Annotated in this window: 20 protein-coding genes and 1 pseudogene; 11 read left to right on the top strand and 10 right to left on the bottom strand. The window is 59.6% G+C overall.

Annotated features, from left to right (window positions below):
* The first annotated feature begins 2 nt into the window (after positions 1-2).
* The 4 genes from EFR00_RS05770 (at position 3) to EFR00_RS05750 (ending at position 4,231) form a co-directional block, all read left to right on the top strand.
* Positions 3-635, top strand: a complete 633-nt coding sequence (locus EFR00_RS05770; RefSeq protein ID WP_009993548.1) for a uracil-DNA glycosylase family protein — start codon at positions 3-5, stop codon at positions 633-635.
* Between the two features lie 69 nt (positions 636-704).
* Positions 705-1,193, top strand: coding sequence for an Lrp/AsnC family transcriptional regulator (locus tag EFR00_RS05765; RefSeq protein ID WP_004678404.1), 489 nt, complete (start codon positions 705-707; stop codon positions 1,191-1,193).
* 720 nt (positions 1,194-1,913) lie between these two features.
* Entirely contained in the window at positions 1,914-2,936 is a 1,023-nt protein-coding gene (locus tag EFR00_RS05755; RefSeq protein WP_077989294.1) for a porin, read from the top strand.
* Between the two features lie 398 nt (positions 2,937-3,334).
* Positions 3,335-4,231: a LysR substrate-binding domain-containing protein gene (locus tag EFR00_RS05750; protein ID WP_077989293.1), complete on the top strand. Its 897-nt coding sequence runs from the start codon at positions 3,335-3,337 to the stop codon at positions 4,229-4,231.
* Between the two features lie 215 nt (positions 4,232-4,446).
* Here the strand turns inward: EFR00_RS05750 and EFR00_RS05745 are convergent, their stop codons facing one another.
* The 3 genes from EFR00_RS05745 to EFR00_RS05735 all read right to left on the bottom strand — a co-directional run bounded on the left by EFR00_RS05745 (position 4,447) and on the right by EFR00_RS05735 (position 7,039).
* On the bottom strand, positions 4,447-4,884 hold the full coding sequence (locus EFR00_RS05745) for a CBS domain-containing protein (RefSeq protein ID WP_077989292.1): 438 nt from the start codon (positions 4,882-4,884) through the stop codon (positions 4,447-4,449).
* Positions 4,885-5,489: 605 nt separating this feature from the next.
* Entirely contained in the window at positions 5,490-6,173 is a 684-nt protein-coding gene (locus tag EFR00_RS05740; RefSeq protein ID WP_009995934.1) for a DNA alkylation repair protein, read from the bottom strand.
* A complete protein-coding gene (locus EFR00_RS05735; RefSeq protein WP_038689416.1) occupies positions 6,170-7,039 on the bottom strand; it encodes an NAD(P)-dependent oxidoreductase in 870 nt (289 codons plus the stop codon). The genes EFR00_RS05740 and EFR00_RS05735 overlap by 4 nt, the downstream gene beginning before the upstream one ends.
* 156 nt (positions 7,040-7,195) lie before the next feature.
* Between EFR00_RS05735 and EFR00_RS05730 the strand changes: the two genes are divergently transcribed.
* From EFR00_RS05730 to EFR00_RS05705, 6 genes and pseudogenes are all read left to right on the top strand, one after another.
* Positions 7,196-7,570, top strand: a complete 375-nt coding sequence (locus EFR00_RS05730; protein ID WP_077989291.1) for a hypothetical protein — start codon at positions 7,196-7,198, stop codon at positions 7,568-7,570.
* Positions 7,571-7,790: 220 nt separating this feature from the next.
* Complete coding sequence (locus tag EFR00_RS05725; RefSeq protein ID WP_009995928.1) at positions 7,791-8,114, top strand: ArsR/SmtB family transcription factor; 324 nt, start codon at positions 7,791-7,793, stop codon at positions 8,112-8,114.
* Positions 8,111-8,521 carry an SRPBCC family protein gene (locus EFR00_RS05720; RefSeq protein ID WP_009995926.1) on the top strand — a complete coding sequence of 137 codons (411 nt, stop codon included), beginning with the start codon at positions 8,111-8,113 and terminating at the stop codon, positions 8,519-8,521. Before EFR00_RS05725 ends, EFR00_RS05720 begins: the two co-directional genes overlap by 4 nt.
* Positions 8,522-8,581: 60 nt before the next feature.
* Complete coding sequence (locus tag EFR00_RS05715) at positions 8,582-8,794, top strand: hypothetical protein (protein ID WP_077989290.1); 213 nt, start codon at positions 8,582-8,584, stop codon at positions 8,792-8,794.
* A gap of 5 nt (positions 8,795-8,799) precedes the next feature.
* Positions 8,800-9,267: pseudogene (locus tag EFR00_RS05710) on the top strand (DUF1801 domain-containing protein).
* A gap of 63 nt (positions 9,268-9,330) precedes the next feature.
* Positions 9,331-9,768, top strand: a complete 438-nt coding sequence (locus tag EFR00_RS05705) for a DUF1801 domain-containing protein (RefSeq protein ID WP_406549658.1) — start codon at positions 9,331-9,333, stop codon at positions 9,766-9,768.
* 18 nt (positions 9,769-9,786) lie between these two features.
* Here EFR00_RS05705 and EFR00_RS05700 read toward each other — a convergent pair whose 3' ends face one another.
* The 4 genes from EFR00_RS05700 to EFR00_RS05685 form a co-directional block, all read right to left on the bottom strand.
* Positions 9,787-10,263 (bottom strand): SRPBCC family protein, encoded by a 477-nt coding sequence (locus tag EFR00_RS05700; RefSeq protein ID WP_009993742.1) that lies wholly within the window; start codon positions 10,261-10,263, stop codon positions 9,787-9,789.
* A complete protein-coding gene (locus tag EFR00_RS05695) occupies positions 10,260-10,601 on the bottom strand; it encodes an ArsR/SmtB family transcription factor (protein WP_038689404.1) in 342 nt (113 codons plus the stop codon). The genes EFR00_RS05700 and EFR00_RS05695 overlap by 4 nt, the downstream gene beginning before the upstream one ends.
* On the bottom strand, positions 10,598-11,284 hold the full coding sequence (locus tag EFR00_RS05690) for a glutathione S-transferase family protein (protein ID WP_077989289.1): 687 nt from the start codon (positions 11,282-11,284) through the stop codon (positions 10,598-10,600). The genes EFR00_RS05695 and EFR00_RS05690 overlap by 4 nt, the downstream gene beginning before the upstream one ends.
* A 99-nt stretch (positions 11,285-11,383) precedes the next feature.
* Positions 11,384-12,202, bottom strand: coding sequence for a class I SAM-dependent DNA methyltransferase (locus EFR00_RS05685; RefSeq protein ID WP_077989423.1), 819 nt, complete (start codon positions 12,200-12,202; stop codon positions 11,384-11,386).
* Between the two features lie 134 nt (positions 12,203-12,336).
* On the opposite strand from EFR00_RS05685, the gene EFR00_RS05680 reads away from it, so the two are divergent.
* Positions 12,337-13,062, top strand: coding sequence for a DUF2270 domain-containing protein (locus tag EFR00_RS05680; protein ID WP_077989288.1), 726 nt, complete (start codon positions 12,337-12,339; stop codon positions 13,060-13,062).
* Here the strand turns inward: EFR00_RS05680 and EFR00_RS05675 are convergent, their stop codons facing one another.
* The 3 genes from EFR00_RS05675 to EFR00_RS05665 all read right to left on the bottom strand — a co-directional run bounded on the left by EFR00_RS05675 (position 13,063) and on the right by EFR00_RS05665 (position 15,126).
* Positions 13,063-13,329, bottom strand: coding sequence for an usg protein (locus tag EFR00_RS05675; protein ID WP_010056865.1), 267 nt, complete (start codon positions 13,327-13,329; stop codon positions 13,063-13,065).
* A 163-nt stretch (positions 13,330-13,492) separates the two neighbouring features.
* Entirely contained in the window at positions 13,493-14,323 is an 831-nt protein-coding gene (locus EFR00_RS05670) for an ABC transporter permease (protein WP_009993147.1), read from the bottom strand.
* Entirely contained in the window at positions 14,320-15,126 is an 807-nt protein-coding gene (locus tag EFR00_RS05665; protein WP_077989287.1) for an ABC transporter permease, read from the bottom strand. Before EFR00_RS05665 ends, EFR00_RS05670 begins: the two co-directional genes overlap by 4 nt.
* Positions 15,127-15,153: the final 27 nt, after the last annotated feature.

Here is a 15,153-nt window from a genome sequence, read left to right as displayed (position 1 = left end):
CGATGACCGACGAAGCCAGCTTGGAAACTTTGCGGCGTGAAATCGCTGCCTGCCGCATCTGTCGTGACGCGCCGGCAAATGGGCCTGCGCACCGGTTGCCGCACGAGCCGCGGCCGGTGGCCGTGATCTCTTCGAACGCCCATATCCTGATCGCCGGTCAGGCGCCCGGACTTCGCGTGCATGAGAGCGGCTTGCCATTCGACGATGCCTCGGGTGACCGGCTACGATCGTGGCTCGGCGTCGACAGAGCAAGCTTTTACGACCGCGACCGATTCGCCATCGTGCCGATGGGCTTCTGCTTTCCCGGCTACGACGACAAAGGCGCGGATTTGCCGCCGCGGCGCGAATGTGCACCGTTCTGGCGGCAAAGAGTACTTTCGGCGATGCCGCAAATCGAACTGGTGCTGGTCATCGGTCAATATGCACAGACCTGGCATATCGCCGGCGAATCGCGGGGCGGCATGACCGAGACGGTGCGGGGGTGGCGCGACAGCCTCATGTCCGGGCGATCGCCGGCGGTGCTGCCGCTGCCGCATCCGAGTTGGCGCAACAGCGGCTGGCTGAAACGCAATTCCTGGTTCGAGGAAGAATTGCTTCCTGTCTTGCGGGCACGGACGAAAATGCTGCTTTCCTGAAACAAAATTCTTTTCGTCGCGCGGAATCGAGTTATACAAAGAAAATAATTCGAAAGGACTGACGTGCGCATGGACCGCCTCGACCGAAAAATACTGCGTCTGCTGCAAGAAGATTCGACCCTTGCCGTTGCCGACCTCGCCAAGAAAGTGGGGCTGTCGACGACGCCATGCTGGCGCCGCATCCAGAAAATGGAGGAAGACGGCGTCATCAAGCGTCGGGTTGCCATCCTCGATCCCGAGAAGGTCAACACCAAGGTCACCGTTTTCGTGTCGATTCGCACGGCTACCCATTCGATCGAGTGGCTGCGCCGCTTTTCCGAGGTGGTCGCCGAATTCCCCGAAGTGGTCGAATTCTACCGCATGAGCGGTGATGTCGATTATCTCCTGCGAGTCGTCGTGCCCGATATCGCCGCCTATGACGCCTTTTATAAGCGGATGATCGCCAAGATTGAGATTCGCGACGTTTCCTCCGCCTTCGCGATGGAGCAGATCAAGTATTCGACGCAGTTGCCGCTGGACTACATGATTCTCGAGAACGCCAAGTCAAACGAAGACTGAGTCCGAGCATGCGATCTGCGACCCGTTGAATGGAGGCTGATACTCAAATATCGAGGAATGGTCTGCTACCGTAGGGGTATCCTCCTCAAGAAATGGGCTTCGAGCGGTATTCTCATCATCCGTGAGAATGTCCGCCAATGGGGCAGCAAGCAGGGCTGCGAGAAGGTTCTGACTGCAGAAAAGACTCAAAAACAACGAAAAAGCGCTTGAATCGCGGCGAAATCCTGAAAAATAAATAGCCTGATAATGATTAAGGGGCTATTGTGCGTACAACCAGTGGGCCATATGTCATCATTTTGACGCATTGGTATCGAATTCAGGACACTATGTTCTAAGCCGCCATCTTGTGTGTGTTCATTAGCCGGCGGTAGTGTTTTATGAGCTTCACCACTATGTCCGACGAAGATCGGGCGGTGAGGATTTTGATGAAAGAATATGGCGTTTGCGGCTTGCGATGGAAGACTTCCGTCGCCGGGCCGTTTTGTGCGTTTTTTGCTTCAAGCAATTGTAATTGTTGTATAAAAATCACGCTTTCGGGGAAAATGGCTCGGTCGGACCCCTCCAGCATATATCCAGAATTGCTTGATAACGCCCGGTGTGTGATGACGGTTTGGCGGTTCGATCGATCCGCACGCCGAGATGGCTGTTCAAACTGGGCCGGCTTCGAATCGACTACCCGATTGGAAGCCAGCCCCGATCGACAAAGGAATGGATTGGTAAATGAACATCAGAATGGTTTTGCTCGCATCAGCAGCAGCTTTTGCTGCATCGACGCCGGTTCTTGCAGCTGACGCTATCGTTGCTGCCGAGCCGGAACCGGTTGAATATGTTCGCGTCTGCGACGCTTACGGCACCGGCTACTTCTACATCCCCGGCACCGAAACCTGCCTCAAGATCGAAGGCTACATCCGTTTCCAGGTTGATGTTGGTGATCAGCCGCTCAACGGTTCGCTCAGCAACGACTCGGATTGGGATGCTCGTACGCGCGGCCAGGTTCAGTTCACGGCCAAGAGCGACACCGAATATGGTCCGCTGACCGGCGTCATCGTCATGCAGTTCAATGCTGACAACGCTTCGGATCAGGATGCCATCCTCGACTCCGCTTACCTCGACATCGCGGGCTTCCGCGCTGGTCTTTTCTACAGCTGGTGGGACGATGGTCTCTCGGGTGAAACCGACGACATCGGTTCGATCGTAACCCTGCACAACTCCATCCGTTATCAGTACGAAAGCGGCACCTTCTACGCTGGCATCAGCGTCGACGAACTGGAAGACGGCTTCTACAAGACGGGCGAAGAGCCGAACAACGTTGGCGTTGCCTTCGGCGTTGGCGGCACTGCTGGTGCGTTTAGCTACCAGGTCACCGGCGGTTGGGACTTCGACAACGAAGACGGCGCCGTCCGTGCAATGGGTACGGTTGAAATCGGTCCCGGCACGCTCGGCCTCGCTGCCGTATACTCTTCCGGCCCGAACTCCTACTACTCCGCAGCTGAATGGGCTGTCGCTGCCGAATACGCAATCAAGGCAACCGACAAGCTCAAGATCACTCCTGGCGTCCAGTACTACGGTGACTACTACGTCTCCGGTGACGACTTCAGCGATGGCGACGCTTGGAAGGTCGGTCTGACGGTTGATTACCAGATCGTCGACAACTTCTACGCCAAGGCTTCGGTTCAGTACCTCGATCCGGAAGATGCTGACGACTCCACTTCGGGCTACTTCCGCCTGCAGCGTTCGTTCTAATCGACTTGGTGAATGCTCCCGGTCTTCGGACCGGGGGCGTTTCAAATCAGTTTCTGATCCGAGTGACCTCCGATCAGCTACGGGGACGGGTCCGGTCTTCCCTGCCGGACCGTCCTTGCAGTGTTTTCGCTCCCATCTTCATGGTAGTCTTTTTTGATCGCCATCCAGGTAGGCCGAACCGGCATGTTGCATATCGCACGTCGGCACAGCCTCATTGAGGCTTCGCAGTTATTAATACACGAGATTTGACTAGACCGATGAGCATCGGTTTGCCTTGCCGCGACGGGTCGCGGAAAGAAAATCCAATGCCGACAATGTGATTACAGCTTTTTGGGAGAGAGGATACAACCGCTTGCAGCGGGGCAGCATTCATTCCTACTCTCGGATAGCTTGTTCTTATGGAAGATCTCAACGACTATTATTATTTCGCAGCCGTCGTCTCCAGCGGTGGATTTGCGTCTGCCAGTCGCGATCTAAAGATACCGCGTTCGAAACTCAGCAGGCGAATCAGTCGGCTTGAGGACGGGCTCGGCGCACGGCTGATCGAGCGTTCGACGCGCCACTTTCGGGTGACAGATATAGGCCAGGCTTTTTACGAAAGATGCCAGACCATTCTGCAAGAGGCCGATCGTGCCAAATCGATCGTCACCGAAGCCCAGTCCGACCCGCAGGGTGTGGTGCGGATGGCCTGCCCGCTCGGTCTTGTCGACATCGCCGTTGGCGGCATTCTGCCTGAATTCCTGGAACGTTACCCGAAGATCAAGCTGCAGATCATCGGCTCCGACCGGCGCGCCGACCTCATCAACGAACGGATCGATCTTGAGGTGAGGGCGACCAACGAGCCGGAGACGCAGACAAGCCTGACGATGCGCAAGCTTGACCGGGCGCGGCGCATCCTCGTCGCTAGTCCCTCGCTAGTGGAACGCAGCGGTGGTTTGAATTGCGTGGACGATCTCGCCGACCTGCCAACGTTGGCAATGACCTCGTGGGTGTCGTTTCATACCTGGGAACTCATCGGTCCGAATGACGACAAACGGGTCATCCGGCATCAGCCGCGGCTGACCTGCCGCAGCATGACCGCTATTCTCGATGCAGCCCGCGCCGGCCTCGGCTTTGGGCTGCTGCTCGAAAGCGCCTGCGAGGCGGATCTGCAGGCTGGCAGGCTGATTCGGGTCCTGCCGGAATGGCAATCGGAAGAAAGCCAGTTTTATATCGTCTTCACGACGGCCAGGGGCATGCCGCCGGCGGTAAGAGTGCTGATCGACTTTCTGGTCGAAAAATCCAGGCATCATTGACGGCAAGGCGAAAGCTTCGGCCCAAGGCCTCGGCAAACAGAAGCAAGCCTAGTTCGTTCCAACTGGCGCTCATGGCTAACAACGGAGCCACGTGAAGCGTCCTGTGTGCGCAATTGCAGAACTCTCGCGCCAAAGGCAATAGAGCGAGCGTCGAGAGTTGAATGAGCCTATGACCGCCGGCCCGTGGCAGCTTTTCTGTGGCGCGACGCGGACGGTCAGTGGGGCGTCTGTGAATGTGCACCGCCGCGCTGCGAAATGTCGCTCAGTGCTTTGCCCGTTTCCATGGTCTCACCCATCATGGCGAGATCGCCAAGCGAGATGATGCCGACCAGCCGCTTGCTTCGGTTCAACACCGGCAAGCGCCGCACTTGAAGATCCCCCATGTTGTGAAGGACGTCTTCGATATCTTCGTCATCGAAGCAGTATTTGACATCGGTACTCATTACGTCGCGGACCTTTGCGTCGGGGCCTTTGCCCTCTGCCACGCCACGGATGGCGATGTCGCGATCGGTGATCATGCCGACCAGCCGGTCATTCTCGCCCACCGGGAGAACACCGGCGTCGAGACGTCCCATCATTGAGGCGACATCTCGCAATGTGTGCTCCGGATCGGTGATCTGCACGTCTGTGGTCATGCAATCGCTGACTTTCATGATAACCTCCCTGGTGCTGCCCGCGCCTCTCGCACGGGACAAGAAGAATCAACGCGCGCCCTTGGAAAACGTTCCTGCCAAGACCCGGTCCTCTGATTCGTGCCTGGAGTGCCGTCGTCGAAATCGACGCGACGCAAACCGTGAAAATTGTGCCGGGTGTACATCTTCATTCTGCTCGCTGATGGCTGCATCCTCGTCGTCGGCAGTTTGGTGACACCGATTCCGAACCAAGCAGCGCTTCTGGACTCGGAACCTTCAGTGCGGCAGTCGGTTCTGGTCGGTGAAGCTAGAGGAGCTGGCTATGCCTAGAAAAATTGCCGCCCCCGCCAGACGGATCGACCCAAAAGAGCAGCCTGTCCACCGTTCCGACGATCAGGTGGCCCCCGCGGAGTCTGACGATCGCCAACATCCGCCACGAGATACAAGAGAGACGCCGGCACAGAACCCAAACGACAAAGGGCTCCCGAATAGGCCGTCGGAATAACGCAGAGACCGAACACTGGCTCAAGGCGCGCGATCGGTAAGATCATCCTTGTTTTCGCGCATGTGGTTGCCGCAATACCGTTGCATACTTTTCCGGGACATGCGCTAGACGCTGTGTCGCGCTATTTTAGCCGCGCCATAAGCATTTCGCCGGTCAGCTCCCGGACCGCATCCCTGCCGATCCAGCGGGCGGTTTTATCCGGACTTTCGGCAAGAAGCGTCGCCAGCCGCAGCGCCGGGCCATGGCAGCCGCGATTGCGTTTGCCGATGCTGCGCAGTGCCCAATTGACCGCCTTGCGAACGAAGTTGCGGGAATCGCGGGAATGGGTCTCGATCAGCGGCAGCCAGGCAAGGATTGTCAAATCGCTCTCGTTCTTCCTGTGGACGGCGGCGCCTGATATCATGGCGAAGGCGGCGCGGCGAACGAACTCGTGCTCGTCTGCAGCGAATTCTGGTATGAGCTCGTCCAGCCGGGCCTCGATAAAGAGATCGGCGGCGCAGTCGACGATCTCCCAGGAATTGAAATCATTGGCCCAGCTTCTGGCCTCTTCCGCCGTCAGCCGTTTCGGCTCAGCTGTGCAGAGTGCGAGCAGGCGGGCTTCGCGGATATCGCTTTGCCAGAGCTGCATTGCCCTGAGGTGATCCCTCTTCGCCAATCTGGCGACCGCCCTGATGTCGGGATTGGAAATGCCGAGGGCGCGACCGGTGACGATGCCGAATCGCGCCATCCCGGCGACATTTTCCTCCGAGCGCAGCGTTTCGAGATGCGCGATCAATTCTGCCGAATCGGAGGAAGGGCCGATCATTTCTCGAGACGGGCGAGCAGCGAGGACGTGTCCCAGCGATTGCCGCCCATCGCCTGAACGTCGCCGTAGAACTGATCGACGACGGCCGTGACCGGCAGCTTGGCGCCGTTGCGGCGGGCTTCGGCGAGCACAATGCCCAGATCCTTGCGCATCCAGTCGACTGCGAAACCGAAATCATACTTGCCGGCGTTCATGGTCTTGTGGCGGTTTTCCATCTGCCAGGAACCTGCCGCACCCTTGGAGATCACCTCGACGACCTTTTCGATATCGAGGCCGGCGCGCTTGCCGAAATGCAGCCCTTCGGCGAGTCCCTGGACGAGGCCGGCGATGCAGATCTGGTTGACCATCTTGGTCAACTGGCCGGAGCCTGCCGGCCCCATCAGGCCGACCATCCTGGCATAGGCTTCGATGACGGGCCTGGCGCGCTCATAAACGGCTTCGTCGCCGCCGCACATGACGGTCAGCACACCGTTTTCGGCGCCGGCCTGGCCGCCGGATACCGGAGCGTCGATAAAGTCGACACCTTTTTGCTTTGCCGCTGCATAAAGTTCGCGAGCGACCTCGGCGCTGGCGGTGGTGTTGTCGATCAGCACCGACCCAGGCTTCATGCCGTGCAGAGCGCCGCTATCGCCTGATGTCACCGATCGGAGATCTTCATCGTTGCCGACGCAGACGAAGACAAAATCGGCCCCCTCCGCCGCCTCGGCCGGGGTAGGGGCGGACTTGCCGGAGAATTTCTCAGCCCAGGCGGCGGCTTTCTCGGCGGTGCGATTGTAGACGGTAACATCGTGGCCGCCCTTGATCTTCAGGTGACCGGCCATGGGAAAGCCCATGACGCCGAGACCGATGAACGCGACTTTAGCCATATGTCCTATCCTTTCCTGAGTGAGAGGCCCCGAGGATTAACCGAAACGGCGGGAGCAGAAAAGCCGTCAGAAGCGACTTCTGTCGATTGACGTGAGGCTGGCCGTCATTCGGTCCAGCCCTAGATTGCAGGAAGGCGCAATACTGCGGGGAACGGTATGAGCGAAATTCCGACGATCAAGCAGCGGCGCAAGGGCCGCAGTGGCATGCAAGCGATGCTCATTCCGTCGCAGCAGATGGTGGCGGAGCAGATCAGATCAGCACCGCCAGGTGTTCACACCGATCTCGGCGCCCTCCGCCGCCGCCTCGCCGCCCAATACGGGGCGGATGCCTGCTGCCCGGTGACGGTGCAGCGGCATTTGCGAGCCATCGCCGAACTGTCCTTCGGCGCGTTGGCGACGGGCGAGCGGGTTTCGACGGTGACGCCCTACTGGCGTCTGGTCGATCCCGCGAGCCTGCTTGCGGCGCGTCTTGCCGGTGGCCCCACGTTCATTCGAGAGCGGCTGGAGGCCGAGCGTCCGGAGAGTTGTTGAGGCAAGTTGTCGGGTTAGCACGGCGCGGCGCTCGATGCTGCTGCGGCGGCGGTTCGCACTCTATGCGAAATGCTTCTATGCATAGCTCTATAGCTATGTGAATTCTCCATTGTTCGATATGTGCTAGAGGGCCCTGGTGCTCTTCCGCTCGGTTTGGCTTGACTCACGTATGCCTCAGCGGCTATAGGTTTATTCATAGCTCTGGAGGTATGAATCATCAATGCCAGATGCTCACGACGTGCTTTTCCGGACACTTGCCGATCCGACGCGGCGGGCTCTGTTCGAGCGGCTGTGCCGGGAAGGGGAGAAGACGGTCGGGGCTCTGACGGAGCGGGCCGGCGTGTCGCAGCCGGTTGTTTCGAAGCATCTTGGGATCCTGAAGCAGGCCGGATTGGTGCGCTATCGCCACGAAGGACGCCAGACCCATTACAGTGCGCAGCTTGGCGCGCTGGCCCCGCTGGTCGACTGGACGAGCGAGATGGCCGGCTTCTGGCAAAGCCGCTTTAACGCTCTCGAAGATTTGCTGAAAAGGATGGATCAATGACCGACACATCGACAGAAACGCGCTCCGTCGTCATCGAGCGGGAAATGCCCTATCCCTTGGAAAAGATCTGGCGGGCGCTCACCCAGCCGCACTTGCTCCAGGAGTGGCTGATGAAGAGCGACTTCAAGCCCGCCATCGACCATCGTTTCAGTTTCAGCGCGGATTGGGGCTCTGTCGACTGCAAGGTCCTGGAAGTCGAGCCGAACAAGAGCCTGTCCTATAGCTGGGAAGCCTATGGGCTGGAAAGCGTGGTCACCTGGACGCTCACCCCAACCGGCACCGGCACGCATTTGCGGATGGAGCAGTCTGGCTTCCGGCCGGATCAGCGGCAGGCTTACGGGGGCGCCAGGAGCGGGTGGACGCAGTTCTTTGCAAAGCTGGAGCAGGTTTTGGCGCGGTCGGAGTAAGATCGTCGATGGGCGGTTCGTCCGTCGCTGAGGCTTATTTTCCCGGCATAGGAGGTCTCTTTGAACTGGAACAACCGGTTTCGGCTAATTCATCGCTGGCTGTCCGTCGCCTTTACGGCGGCTGTCATCGTCAATATCATCGCGGTGTTGCAGCAGAAATCGACCGTCTGGGTAGGCTTCTTGGCGCTGCTGCCGCTCTGCCTGTTGATGCTGACCGGTCTTTACCTGTTCCTGCTGCCCTATGCCGCGAGGTGGCGCGCCAGATGCGAGTGAATGCGATGGCGGAGAAGAAATCCAAGACGGCGGCCAAGGTGGAAAGCAAGCCGGCCGCCGAACCGGCCGCGATGCCGAAGCTGCTGTCGGGTGGCAACCCGCAGATCGCCAAAGGCTATGGCGACGCGCCCGTGCAAGCCTATATCTAGGCGATGCCCGGCTGGAAAAGCGAGATCGGGCGTCGCCTCGATGGGATAATCACCGACACGGTGCCCGGCGTATCCAAGGCCGTCAAATGGAATTCTCCCTTCTACGGCATCGAAGGGCAGGGCTGGTTCCTTGGCGTCCATTGTTTCACCAAATACGTCAAGGTGGCCTTCTTCTGCGGCGCCCTGCTCGATCCTCCGCCGCCGGGCGCGTCCAAGCAGAAAGACGTGCGTTACCTCGACATCCGCGAGGACGACGACATCGATGAAGCCCAACTCACCGCCTGGGTGGAGCAGGCCAGCCGATTGCCCGGAGAGCGGATGTGACCGCAGCGATGTCATCGACATCAGGGCCGATGAAGAGAGGCAAGCATGAAGAAAGCGCCAAGCATGACGAAAGCGGCAAGCATGAAGAAGAGCGGGTCCGGGCAGGAGGCCGAACAAACCTCGCCCTCCCAGCTGATCGATGCGAGGATCGAGGAGCTCAAGGATTGGCGCGGCGAGACGCTTGCGCGGGTCCGGGCGCTGATCAGGCAGGCCGAGCCTGACGTTGTCGAGGAATGGAATTGGCGAGGGGTTCCGGTCTGGGAGCGCAGCGGCATCATCTGCACCGGCGAGACCTATAAGACGGTGGTGAAACTGACGTTTGCCAGGGGTGCCGCGCTGGAGGATCCTTCGGGGCTCTTCAACTCCAGCCTCGAAGGCAACACTCGGCGCGCCATCGATATCCACGAGAGCGACAAGATCGACGAGGAGGCATTGAAGGCGCTCGTTCGCGCCGCCGCCGCGTTGAACATGTCAGCCAAGGCCTCTCGTTCTAAAAAGTGATTCAATATCTGAAACTTGCTAATGGATCGGGCTTGTCTCGCGCTCGAGAAAGAGTTCAAGATTGTCGAGGCCGATTTCGGTGCCCTGAAGACGGGCGCCGTTGTCGGCATAGCCGTCAAGGAACACCGCTTGTTCGGTAAAGACCATCTTTGTGCCGCCGGGTTCGACTTCGAAGGCGACGGTGGCGAGTGAGACCGAGATGCGGGCTTCGCCGAGCTTCATCTCATAAGCGTAGATGATCCGCGCATCGGGCACGATGTCAATGTAACGGGCGTCATAGGCGTGCAGGAGTCCGTCCGTATCGCCGACATAATTCCTCTCCAGTCCGCCGGGGCGGAAATCCAGGCCGTATTCCAGCGGCACCCAATCGCCGTGGCAGGCAAACCACTGGCGCTTGGATTCCGGCATCGACCAGGCGCGGAAGACCCGGGCGACGGGCGCCTTCAGGTGGCGTTCGATGACGAGGGTGGCGTGTTCTGCGGATCGTGTCGTCATTCGGGGAGGGTCTCCGGCTCATCGGCGAGAAATTGGTCCAGCCTGTCGAAGGTGGTGGTCCAGCGGCTCTTTCGCTGTTCCACCCAACGCTCGACAGCGGCAAGCGCATCCTGCTGCAGGCGGTAGGTCCGCACCCGACCGGATTTTTCGGAGAATACGAGGCCGCTGTCTTCCAACACCTGCAGATGTTTCATCACCGTCGGCAGGGCTACGGCGAGCGGCGCCGCCAGTTCGGTGACGGAGGCCGGGCCGCGGCCGAGGCGGTCGATCATACCGCGGCGGCTGCGGTCGGAAAGCGCATGGAACATGCGGTCGAGATCCGCCTGGCCGTCGATCATCCCGCTGCATCCCGGAAGCCGGCGGGCAGCCTGTCATGGTAAGGGTAAAACTTGAAATAAGGACGAGCCTCCTCCAATGCCCTGGCGAAGGACGGGCGCGCCAGCAGCCGCTCGTAATAGGCGCGCAGTCTCGGCTGATCGGGTGAAAAGGGAACTAGCGTCTCGGCGTAGAAGAGAGAAGGGGCTGCGGCGCAGTCCGCCATGGTGAAGGCCCCGCCGGTTATCCATGGGCTGCCGCCCAACTGCTTTTCGATCATTGCGTAGGCCGTGGCGAGCGTCTCCCGGGAAGAGGCAATTTCGATTTCGTCCGCCTTGCCTTCGGGGCGCCGGCGATTGCTGACCAGTGTCTGCATTGGCACCTGGATGTAGTGGTCGAAGAAACGGTCCCAGAGACGGACCTGCAGCGCCCGGTCGATTTCCTGCGGCAGCAAGGGTGCGGGACCGGGATAATAATGATCGAGATATTCGATGATGATCGAGGTTTCGGGGATGGTGCTGTCGCGGGCCTCGTCACGCAGCAGCGGCATCTTGCCGATTGGCCAGAACCGAAAGAGATCGGCGCGTGAGGTCTCGTCGGAAAGATCGACGAGACGGTTCTCGAAGGGGGTGTCGTTTTCGTAAAGCGCAATCAATACTTTGTGGCAGAAGGAGGCGAGCGGATGCCCATAAAGCACAAGCGACATGGGGCGACCTTTCCAATTTGAAAAACTTTACCGATCGACTAAGTAACAGCTTGCCGCACATCGCGCAACAGATACTTCGCCGATCATGCAAGTATTCCGTCAGCCGGTATATCTGGCGATCACCAGATGGCCGGGCGTCGGCTGTCCATCTTCCATCCGCACGTTGATATCCGATATCTCGACAAGCTCGAAACCGGTGGCAGTCAGCCGCTCTCTCACATAGGCGTCGGCATGGGCGAAGCGCTGATGCGGGCCGACCATGTAAGCGCGTCCGGCGAGAGTTTCTTCGGGCAGGGTTTCGGAGGAGAAGATGAAGAGGCCGCCCGCCGTCAGATTCTCGGCGGCTCCGAAGAACAACGGTTCGAGCGCCCCGAGATAGGGCAGCACATCGGTTGCGGTGATGATGTCGAAGGCTTCCTCGTCATTGTCCTCGAGGAAATCCTCGACCTCGGCGACGAAAAGCGTTTCATAAAGATCCTCCTCATGGGCAATCTCGACCATCTTTTCCGATATGTCGATGCCGGTCATATCTTCGCACAGGTCGCGCAGGGCGCCGCCGGTCAGACCCGTGCCGCAGCCGAGATCGAGCAGCCGCTTGAACGGTCCGAGCTTCAAATGCTGCAGGCGCTGGCGCACCAGCATCGGCACGTGATAGCCAAGCTGCTCGACGAGCACATCCTCGAAGACCTCGGCATGCTGGTCGAACAAGGTCTCGATATAGGCGTCCGGCGCCTTGGCCGGCGTTTCACCGCGGCCCATGGCGGCGATGCGGACGGCGGCTCCGCCGTGGTCGTCCGGGTCGATCGCCAATACTTCCTGATAGGCCGCCACGGCCGCGTCGACATCACCGGCCTTTTCCAGCGCCAGTGCGCGGTTATAGGCCTCGGCAAGAGCTTCTTCATCGATCTTCTTTGCCATCGCGGTCACCATCCTTCTGTTTAAGGCACGGCTCTAAGGCGGCTTTCAATCTTTTGCAATGGCGTGGCTGCAGGCGCAGAATGGTCGGGCGCCCTATGAGAGGCAGCCGAAAGGGAGACGAAGGGAGGAAAATCATGGAGACGGAGCAGGACAGGATATCAACGATAAGGGAAAGAGAGGATGTGCGGATGTCGCTGCTGCCGGGTACGCCAGGTGAGACCACCAATACGCTCATCCATTATTACCGTGGCGAACTCGGACGCATGACGAGCTGGCGCGATCGCATCGACCGGACGTCCAATTGGGCGATCACCGTGGTGGCGGCACTGCTCTCAGTGTCCCTGTCGACGCCGACCTCGCATCACGGCGTGCTGGTGTTCGGGATGATGCTGATTACATTGCTTCTGATGATAGAGGCGCGGCGCTATCGATTCTTCGACATTTACCGCGCCCGCATCCGCCAGATCGAGCGTTGCTATTTCGCACAGATTCTGGCGCCCGACCCCAATAGCGGCAGGGAATGGGCCTCGGTGATCGCCGGCAGCCTGCGCCATCCGCGATTCCTGCTGAGTTATGGTGAGGCGATGCATCGCCGTCTCAAGCGCAATTACGGCTGGATGTACTTCATCCTGCTGCTTGCCTGGTGCCTGAAGATCTCGACGCCGAAGCTGCAGACGGAGGGCGCGCCGGCGCTGCAGGCGCATTCATGGGCCTATGTTGTCGACAACGCGGTGCTCGGGCCGATGCCCGGCCTTGCGGTCATTGCTGCGGTCGTCGCCTTCTATCTCGGCATTCTCTGTTTTGCACTGCGTCCGGATCGTGACGAGGGCGAGTTCGGCCGTGGCGAGGCGCATGTCTGATCAGTGCAGGATGAGCTCACCCCTCAGCGCCCGCCATTCGCTTGCCGAGATCAGCTTGCGGTGGACGTAGCGCACCGAATGCAGCGGTCCGTCGAGCTTCTCCTGCCAGAATCTCAGGAAGCCGCGCATCTCGGGAAAATCCGGGGCGAGATCGTAATCCTGCCAGACGTAGGTCTGCAGGATCGTCGGGTGGTCCGGCAGTCGGTAGAGGATCTGGGCGGTCGTCAGGCCGTAACCTTGCAGTTGTCTTTCCATGTCCGTGTGCATTTTATTCCGCTTCTTCTCGTTCCCACTCGCGCGCTTATTAGCGCTACGTGATATGGAAACATGCGAGTGGTTAACGGAAACTTTACAGATACTTTGGGAAAGGACAATTTATTTTTAATATCAATGGCTTGGCAGCACGGGTCGAAGAGTGCTGCCAGCGCCGTCAGCGCTTGAGATGGCGGGTCAGCCGACGCTCGATCCACGCCCAGAGATGGCGCAGCGCCTCGACGATGGCGAGATAGAAGATCGCCGCCCAGAGATAGGTCTGGTAGTCGAAGGTGCGGGAGAAGGCGTAGCGGGTTTCGCCCATCAGATCGAGCACGGTGATGATGGCAACGACTGCCGAGCCCTTGATCAGAAGGATAATCTCGTTGCCATAAGGGCGCAGCGCCACGATGAAGGCTTGCGGCAGGATGATCTTGCGGAAAGCAATGGCCTTGTGAATGCCAAGTGCGGCGGCCGCCTCGTGCTGGCCGTGCGGCACGCTCTCGATTGCGCCGCGCAGGATTTCCGCCTGATAGGCGGCCGTATTGATGGTCATGGCGAAGAGGCCGCAATACCAGGCCTCGCGGAAGAACCACCAGATGCCGATGGCTTCCAGCTGCGGACGGAAAACGCCGAGGCCGTAATAGACCAGAAAGAGCTGCGCAAGCAGCGGCGTGCCGCGAAAGAAATAAATATAGCAATAGGCGAACCAGTTGAGCGCCCGGTTCTTCGACAGCCGCGCCATGGCGAGAGGCAGCGACAGGATGGCGCCGCAGACGACGGAGATGGCGACAAGGCTCAGCGTCACCCAGAGACCGTGCAGATAACGCGGCCCATAGCGGGTAAACTTTTCAGGATCCCAGCCATTGACGACGGTAAAGATCAGCAGCGTTGCGAGCAGCGCCCAGAAGGCAACGAGGATATAGCCGCTGAGGCGGGTCGCGGTCATCGGCTTTGCCACCTCTCGAGGGGCGGGCTGCGGCGGGATCAAGGTTTCGGCATAGCTCATCGGCGGACCTCGGAACGTTTGGCCCAGCGGTCGATGCGGACGAGCAGGAACGAAGAGAGGATGGCGAGCACCAGATAGAGACAGCAGGCGATGCCATAGAAGAAGAAGGGTTCCTTGGTCACCCGCACGGCGACGCTCGTCTGGCGCAGGATGTCGGCAAGGCTGATAATCGAGACATAGGACGTGTCCTTCAGCAGCACCATCCAGAGGTTCGTCAGGCCGGGGAGTGCGATTCGCACAAGCTGCGGCAGGATGATGAGCCGCAGCGTGCGGCCGCGATGCAGGCCGAGCGAGTCTCCCGCCTCATACTGGCTCTTGGGTATGGCGCGGAAAGCCGAGAGCAGCACTTCCGAACAGTAGGCGGAGAAGACGACCGACAGCGCGATCACGCCGGCGAGAAAAGCGTTGATCTCGATCGGCGGTCCGACATAGCCGGCAAGCTCCAGAAGGGACTGGATCAGCATCTGCATGCCATAATAGATGATGAAGAGCGTCAAAAGCTCCGGCAGGCCGCGGAAGATCGTCGTGTAGATGCCGGCGGCCAGCCGCAGCGGCTTCTCCTCCGACTGTTGGCCCAGCGCCACGAGGAAACCGATCACGAGCCCGATCGGCAGGGTGACGATTGCCACCGAAACGGTAACCTGCAAGCCGAGAGCGATTTCGTCGCCCCAGCCAGTATCGCCGCAGGCAAGAATCGTCGACTGACCAAACCAGGTGAAGATGCCGACGGGTCCGCACAGCGGATCGAAAATGTGCACAAGTGAGCTCCAGAAGGAGCCAAGCGCGGAAAATAATCCGCCCATGCGAGAATTCCCCTCACGGCTTTTGCC

Source organism: Rhizobium sophoriradicis (assembly GCF_003939025.1).
In the GTDB taxonomy this organism is placed as follows: domain Bacteria; phylum Pseudomonadota; class Alphaproteobacteria; order Rhizobiales; family Rhizobiaceae; genus Rhizobium; species Rhizobium sophoriradicis.
The sequence above is the reverse complement of the archived record's forward strand: the minus strand, read 5'-3'. Positions and strand labels throughout refer to the sequence as shown.

What these genes read in the sequence shown, in the direction of transcription:
- EFR00_RS05770 (WP_009993548.1), top strand. Translation starts at nt 3, where the DNA reads ATGACCGACGAAGCCAGCTTGGAAACTTTGCGGCGTGAAATCGCTGCC.
- EFR00_RS05765 (WP_004678404.1), top strand. Translation starts at nt 705, where the DNA reads ATGGACCGCCTCGACCGAAAAATACTGCGTCTGCTGCAAGAAGATTCG.
- EFR00_RS05755 (WP_077989294.1), top strand. Translation starts at nt 1,914, where the DNA reads ATGAACATCAGAATGGTTTTGCTCGCATCAGCAGCAGCTTTTGCTGCA.
- EFR00_RS05750 (WP_077989293.1), top strand. Translation starts at nt 3,335, where the DNA reads ATGGAAGATCTCAACGACTATTATTATTTCGCAGCCGTCGTCTCCAGC.
- EFR00_RS05745 (WP_077989292.1), bottom strand. Translation starts at nt 4,884, where the DNA reads ATGAAAGTCAGCGATTGCATGACCACAGACGTGCAGATCACCGATCCG.
- EFR00_RS05740 (WP_009995934.1), bottom strand. Translation starts at nt 6,173, where the DNA reads ATGATCGGCCCTTCCTCCGATTCGGCAGAATTGATCGCGCATCTCGAA.
- EFR00_RS05735 (WP_038689416.1), bottom strand. Translation starts at nt 7,039, where the DNA reads ATGGCTAAAGTCGCGTTCATCGGTCTCGGCGTCATGGGCTTTCCCATG.
- EFR00_RS05730 (WP_077989291.1), top strand. Translation starts at nt 7,196, where the DNA reads ATGAGCGAAATTCCGACGATCAAGCAGCGGCGCAAGGGCCGCAGTGGC.
- EFR00_RS05725 (WP_009995928.1), top strand. Translation starts at nt 7,791, where the DNA reads ATGCCAGATGCTCACGACGTGCTTTTCCGGACACTTGCCGATCCGACG.
- EFR00_RS05720 (WP_009995926.1), top strand. Translation starts at nt 8,111, where the DNA reads ATGACCGACACATCGACAGAAACGCGCTCCGTCGTCATCGAGCGGGAA.
- EFR00_RS05705 (WP_406549658.1), top strand. Translation starts at nt 9,331, where the DNA reads ATGACGAAAGCGGCAAGCATGAAGAAGAGCGGGTCCGGGCAGGAGGCC.
- EFR00_RS05700 (WP_009993742.1), bottom strand. Translation starts at nt 10,263, where the DNA reads ATGACGACACGATCCGCAGAACACGCCACCCTCGTCATCGAACGCCAC.
- EFR00_RS05695 (WP_038689404.1), bottom strand. Translation starts at nt 10,601, where the DNA reads ATGATCGACGGCCAGGCGGATCTCGACCGCATGTTCCATGCGCTTTCC.
- EFR00_RS05690 (WP_077989289.1), bottom strand. Translation starts at nt 11,284, where the DNA reads ATGTCGCTTGTGCTTTATGGGCATCCGCTCGCCTCCTTCTGCCACAAA.
- EFR00_RS05685 (WP_077989423.1), bottom strand. Translation starts at nt 12,202, where the DNA reads ATGGCAAAGAAGATCGATGAAGAAGCTCTTGCCGAGGCCTATAACCGC.
- EFR00_RS05680 (WP_077989288.1), top strand. Translation starts at nt 12,337, where the DNA reads ATGGAGACGGAGCAGGACAGGATATCAACGATAAGGGAAAGAGAGGAT.
- EFR00_RS05675 (WP_010056865.1), bottom strand. Translation starts at nt 13,329, where the DNA reads ATGCACACGGACATGGAAAGACAACTGCAAGGTTACGGCCTGACGACC.
- EFR00_RS05670 (WP_009993147.1), bottom strand. Translation starts at nt 14,323, where the DNA reads ATGAGCTATGCCGAAACCTTGATCCCGCCGCAGCCCGCCCCTCGAGAG.
- EFR00_RS05665 (WP_077989287.1), bottom strand. Translation starts at nt 15,126, where the DNA reads ATGGGCGGATTATTTTCCGCGCTTGGCTCCTTCTGGAGCTCACTTGTG.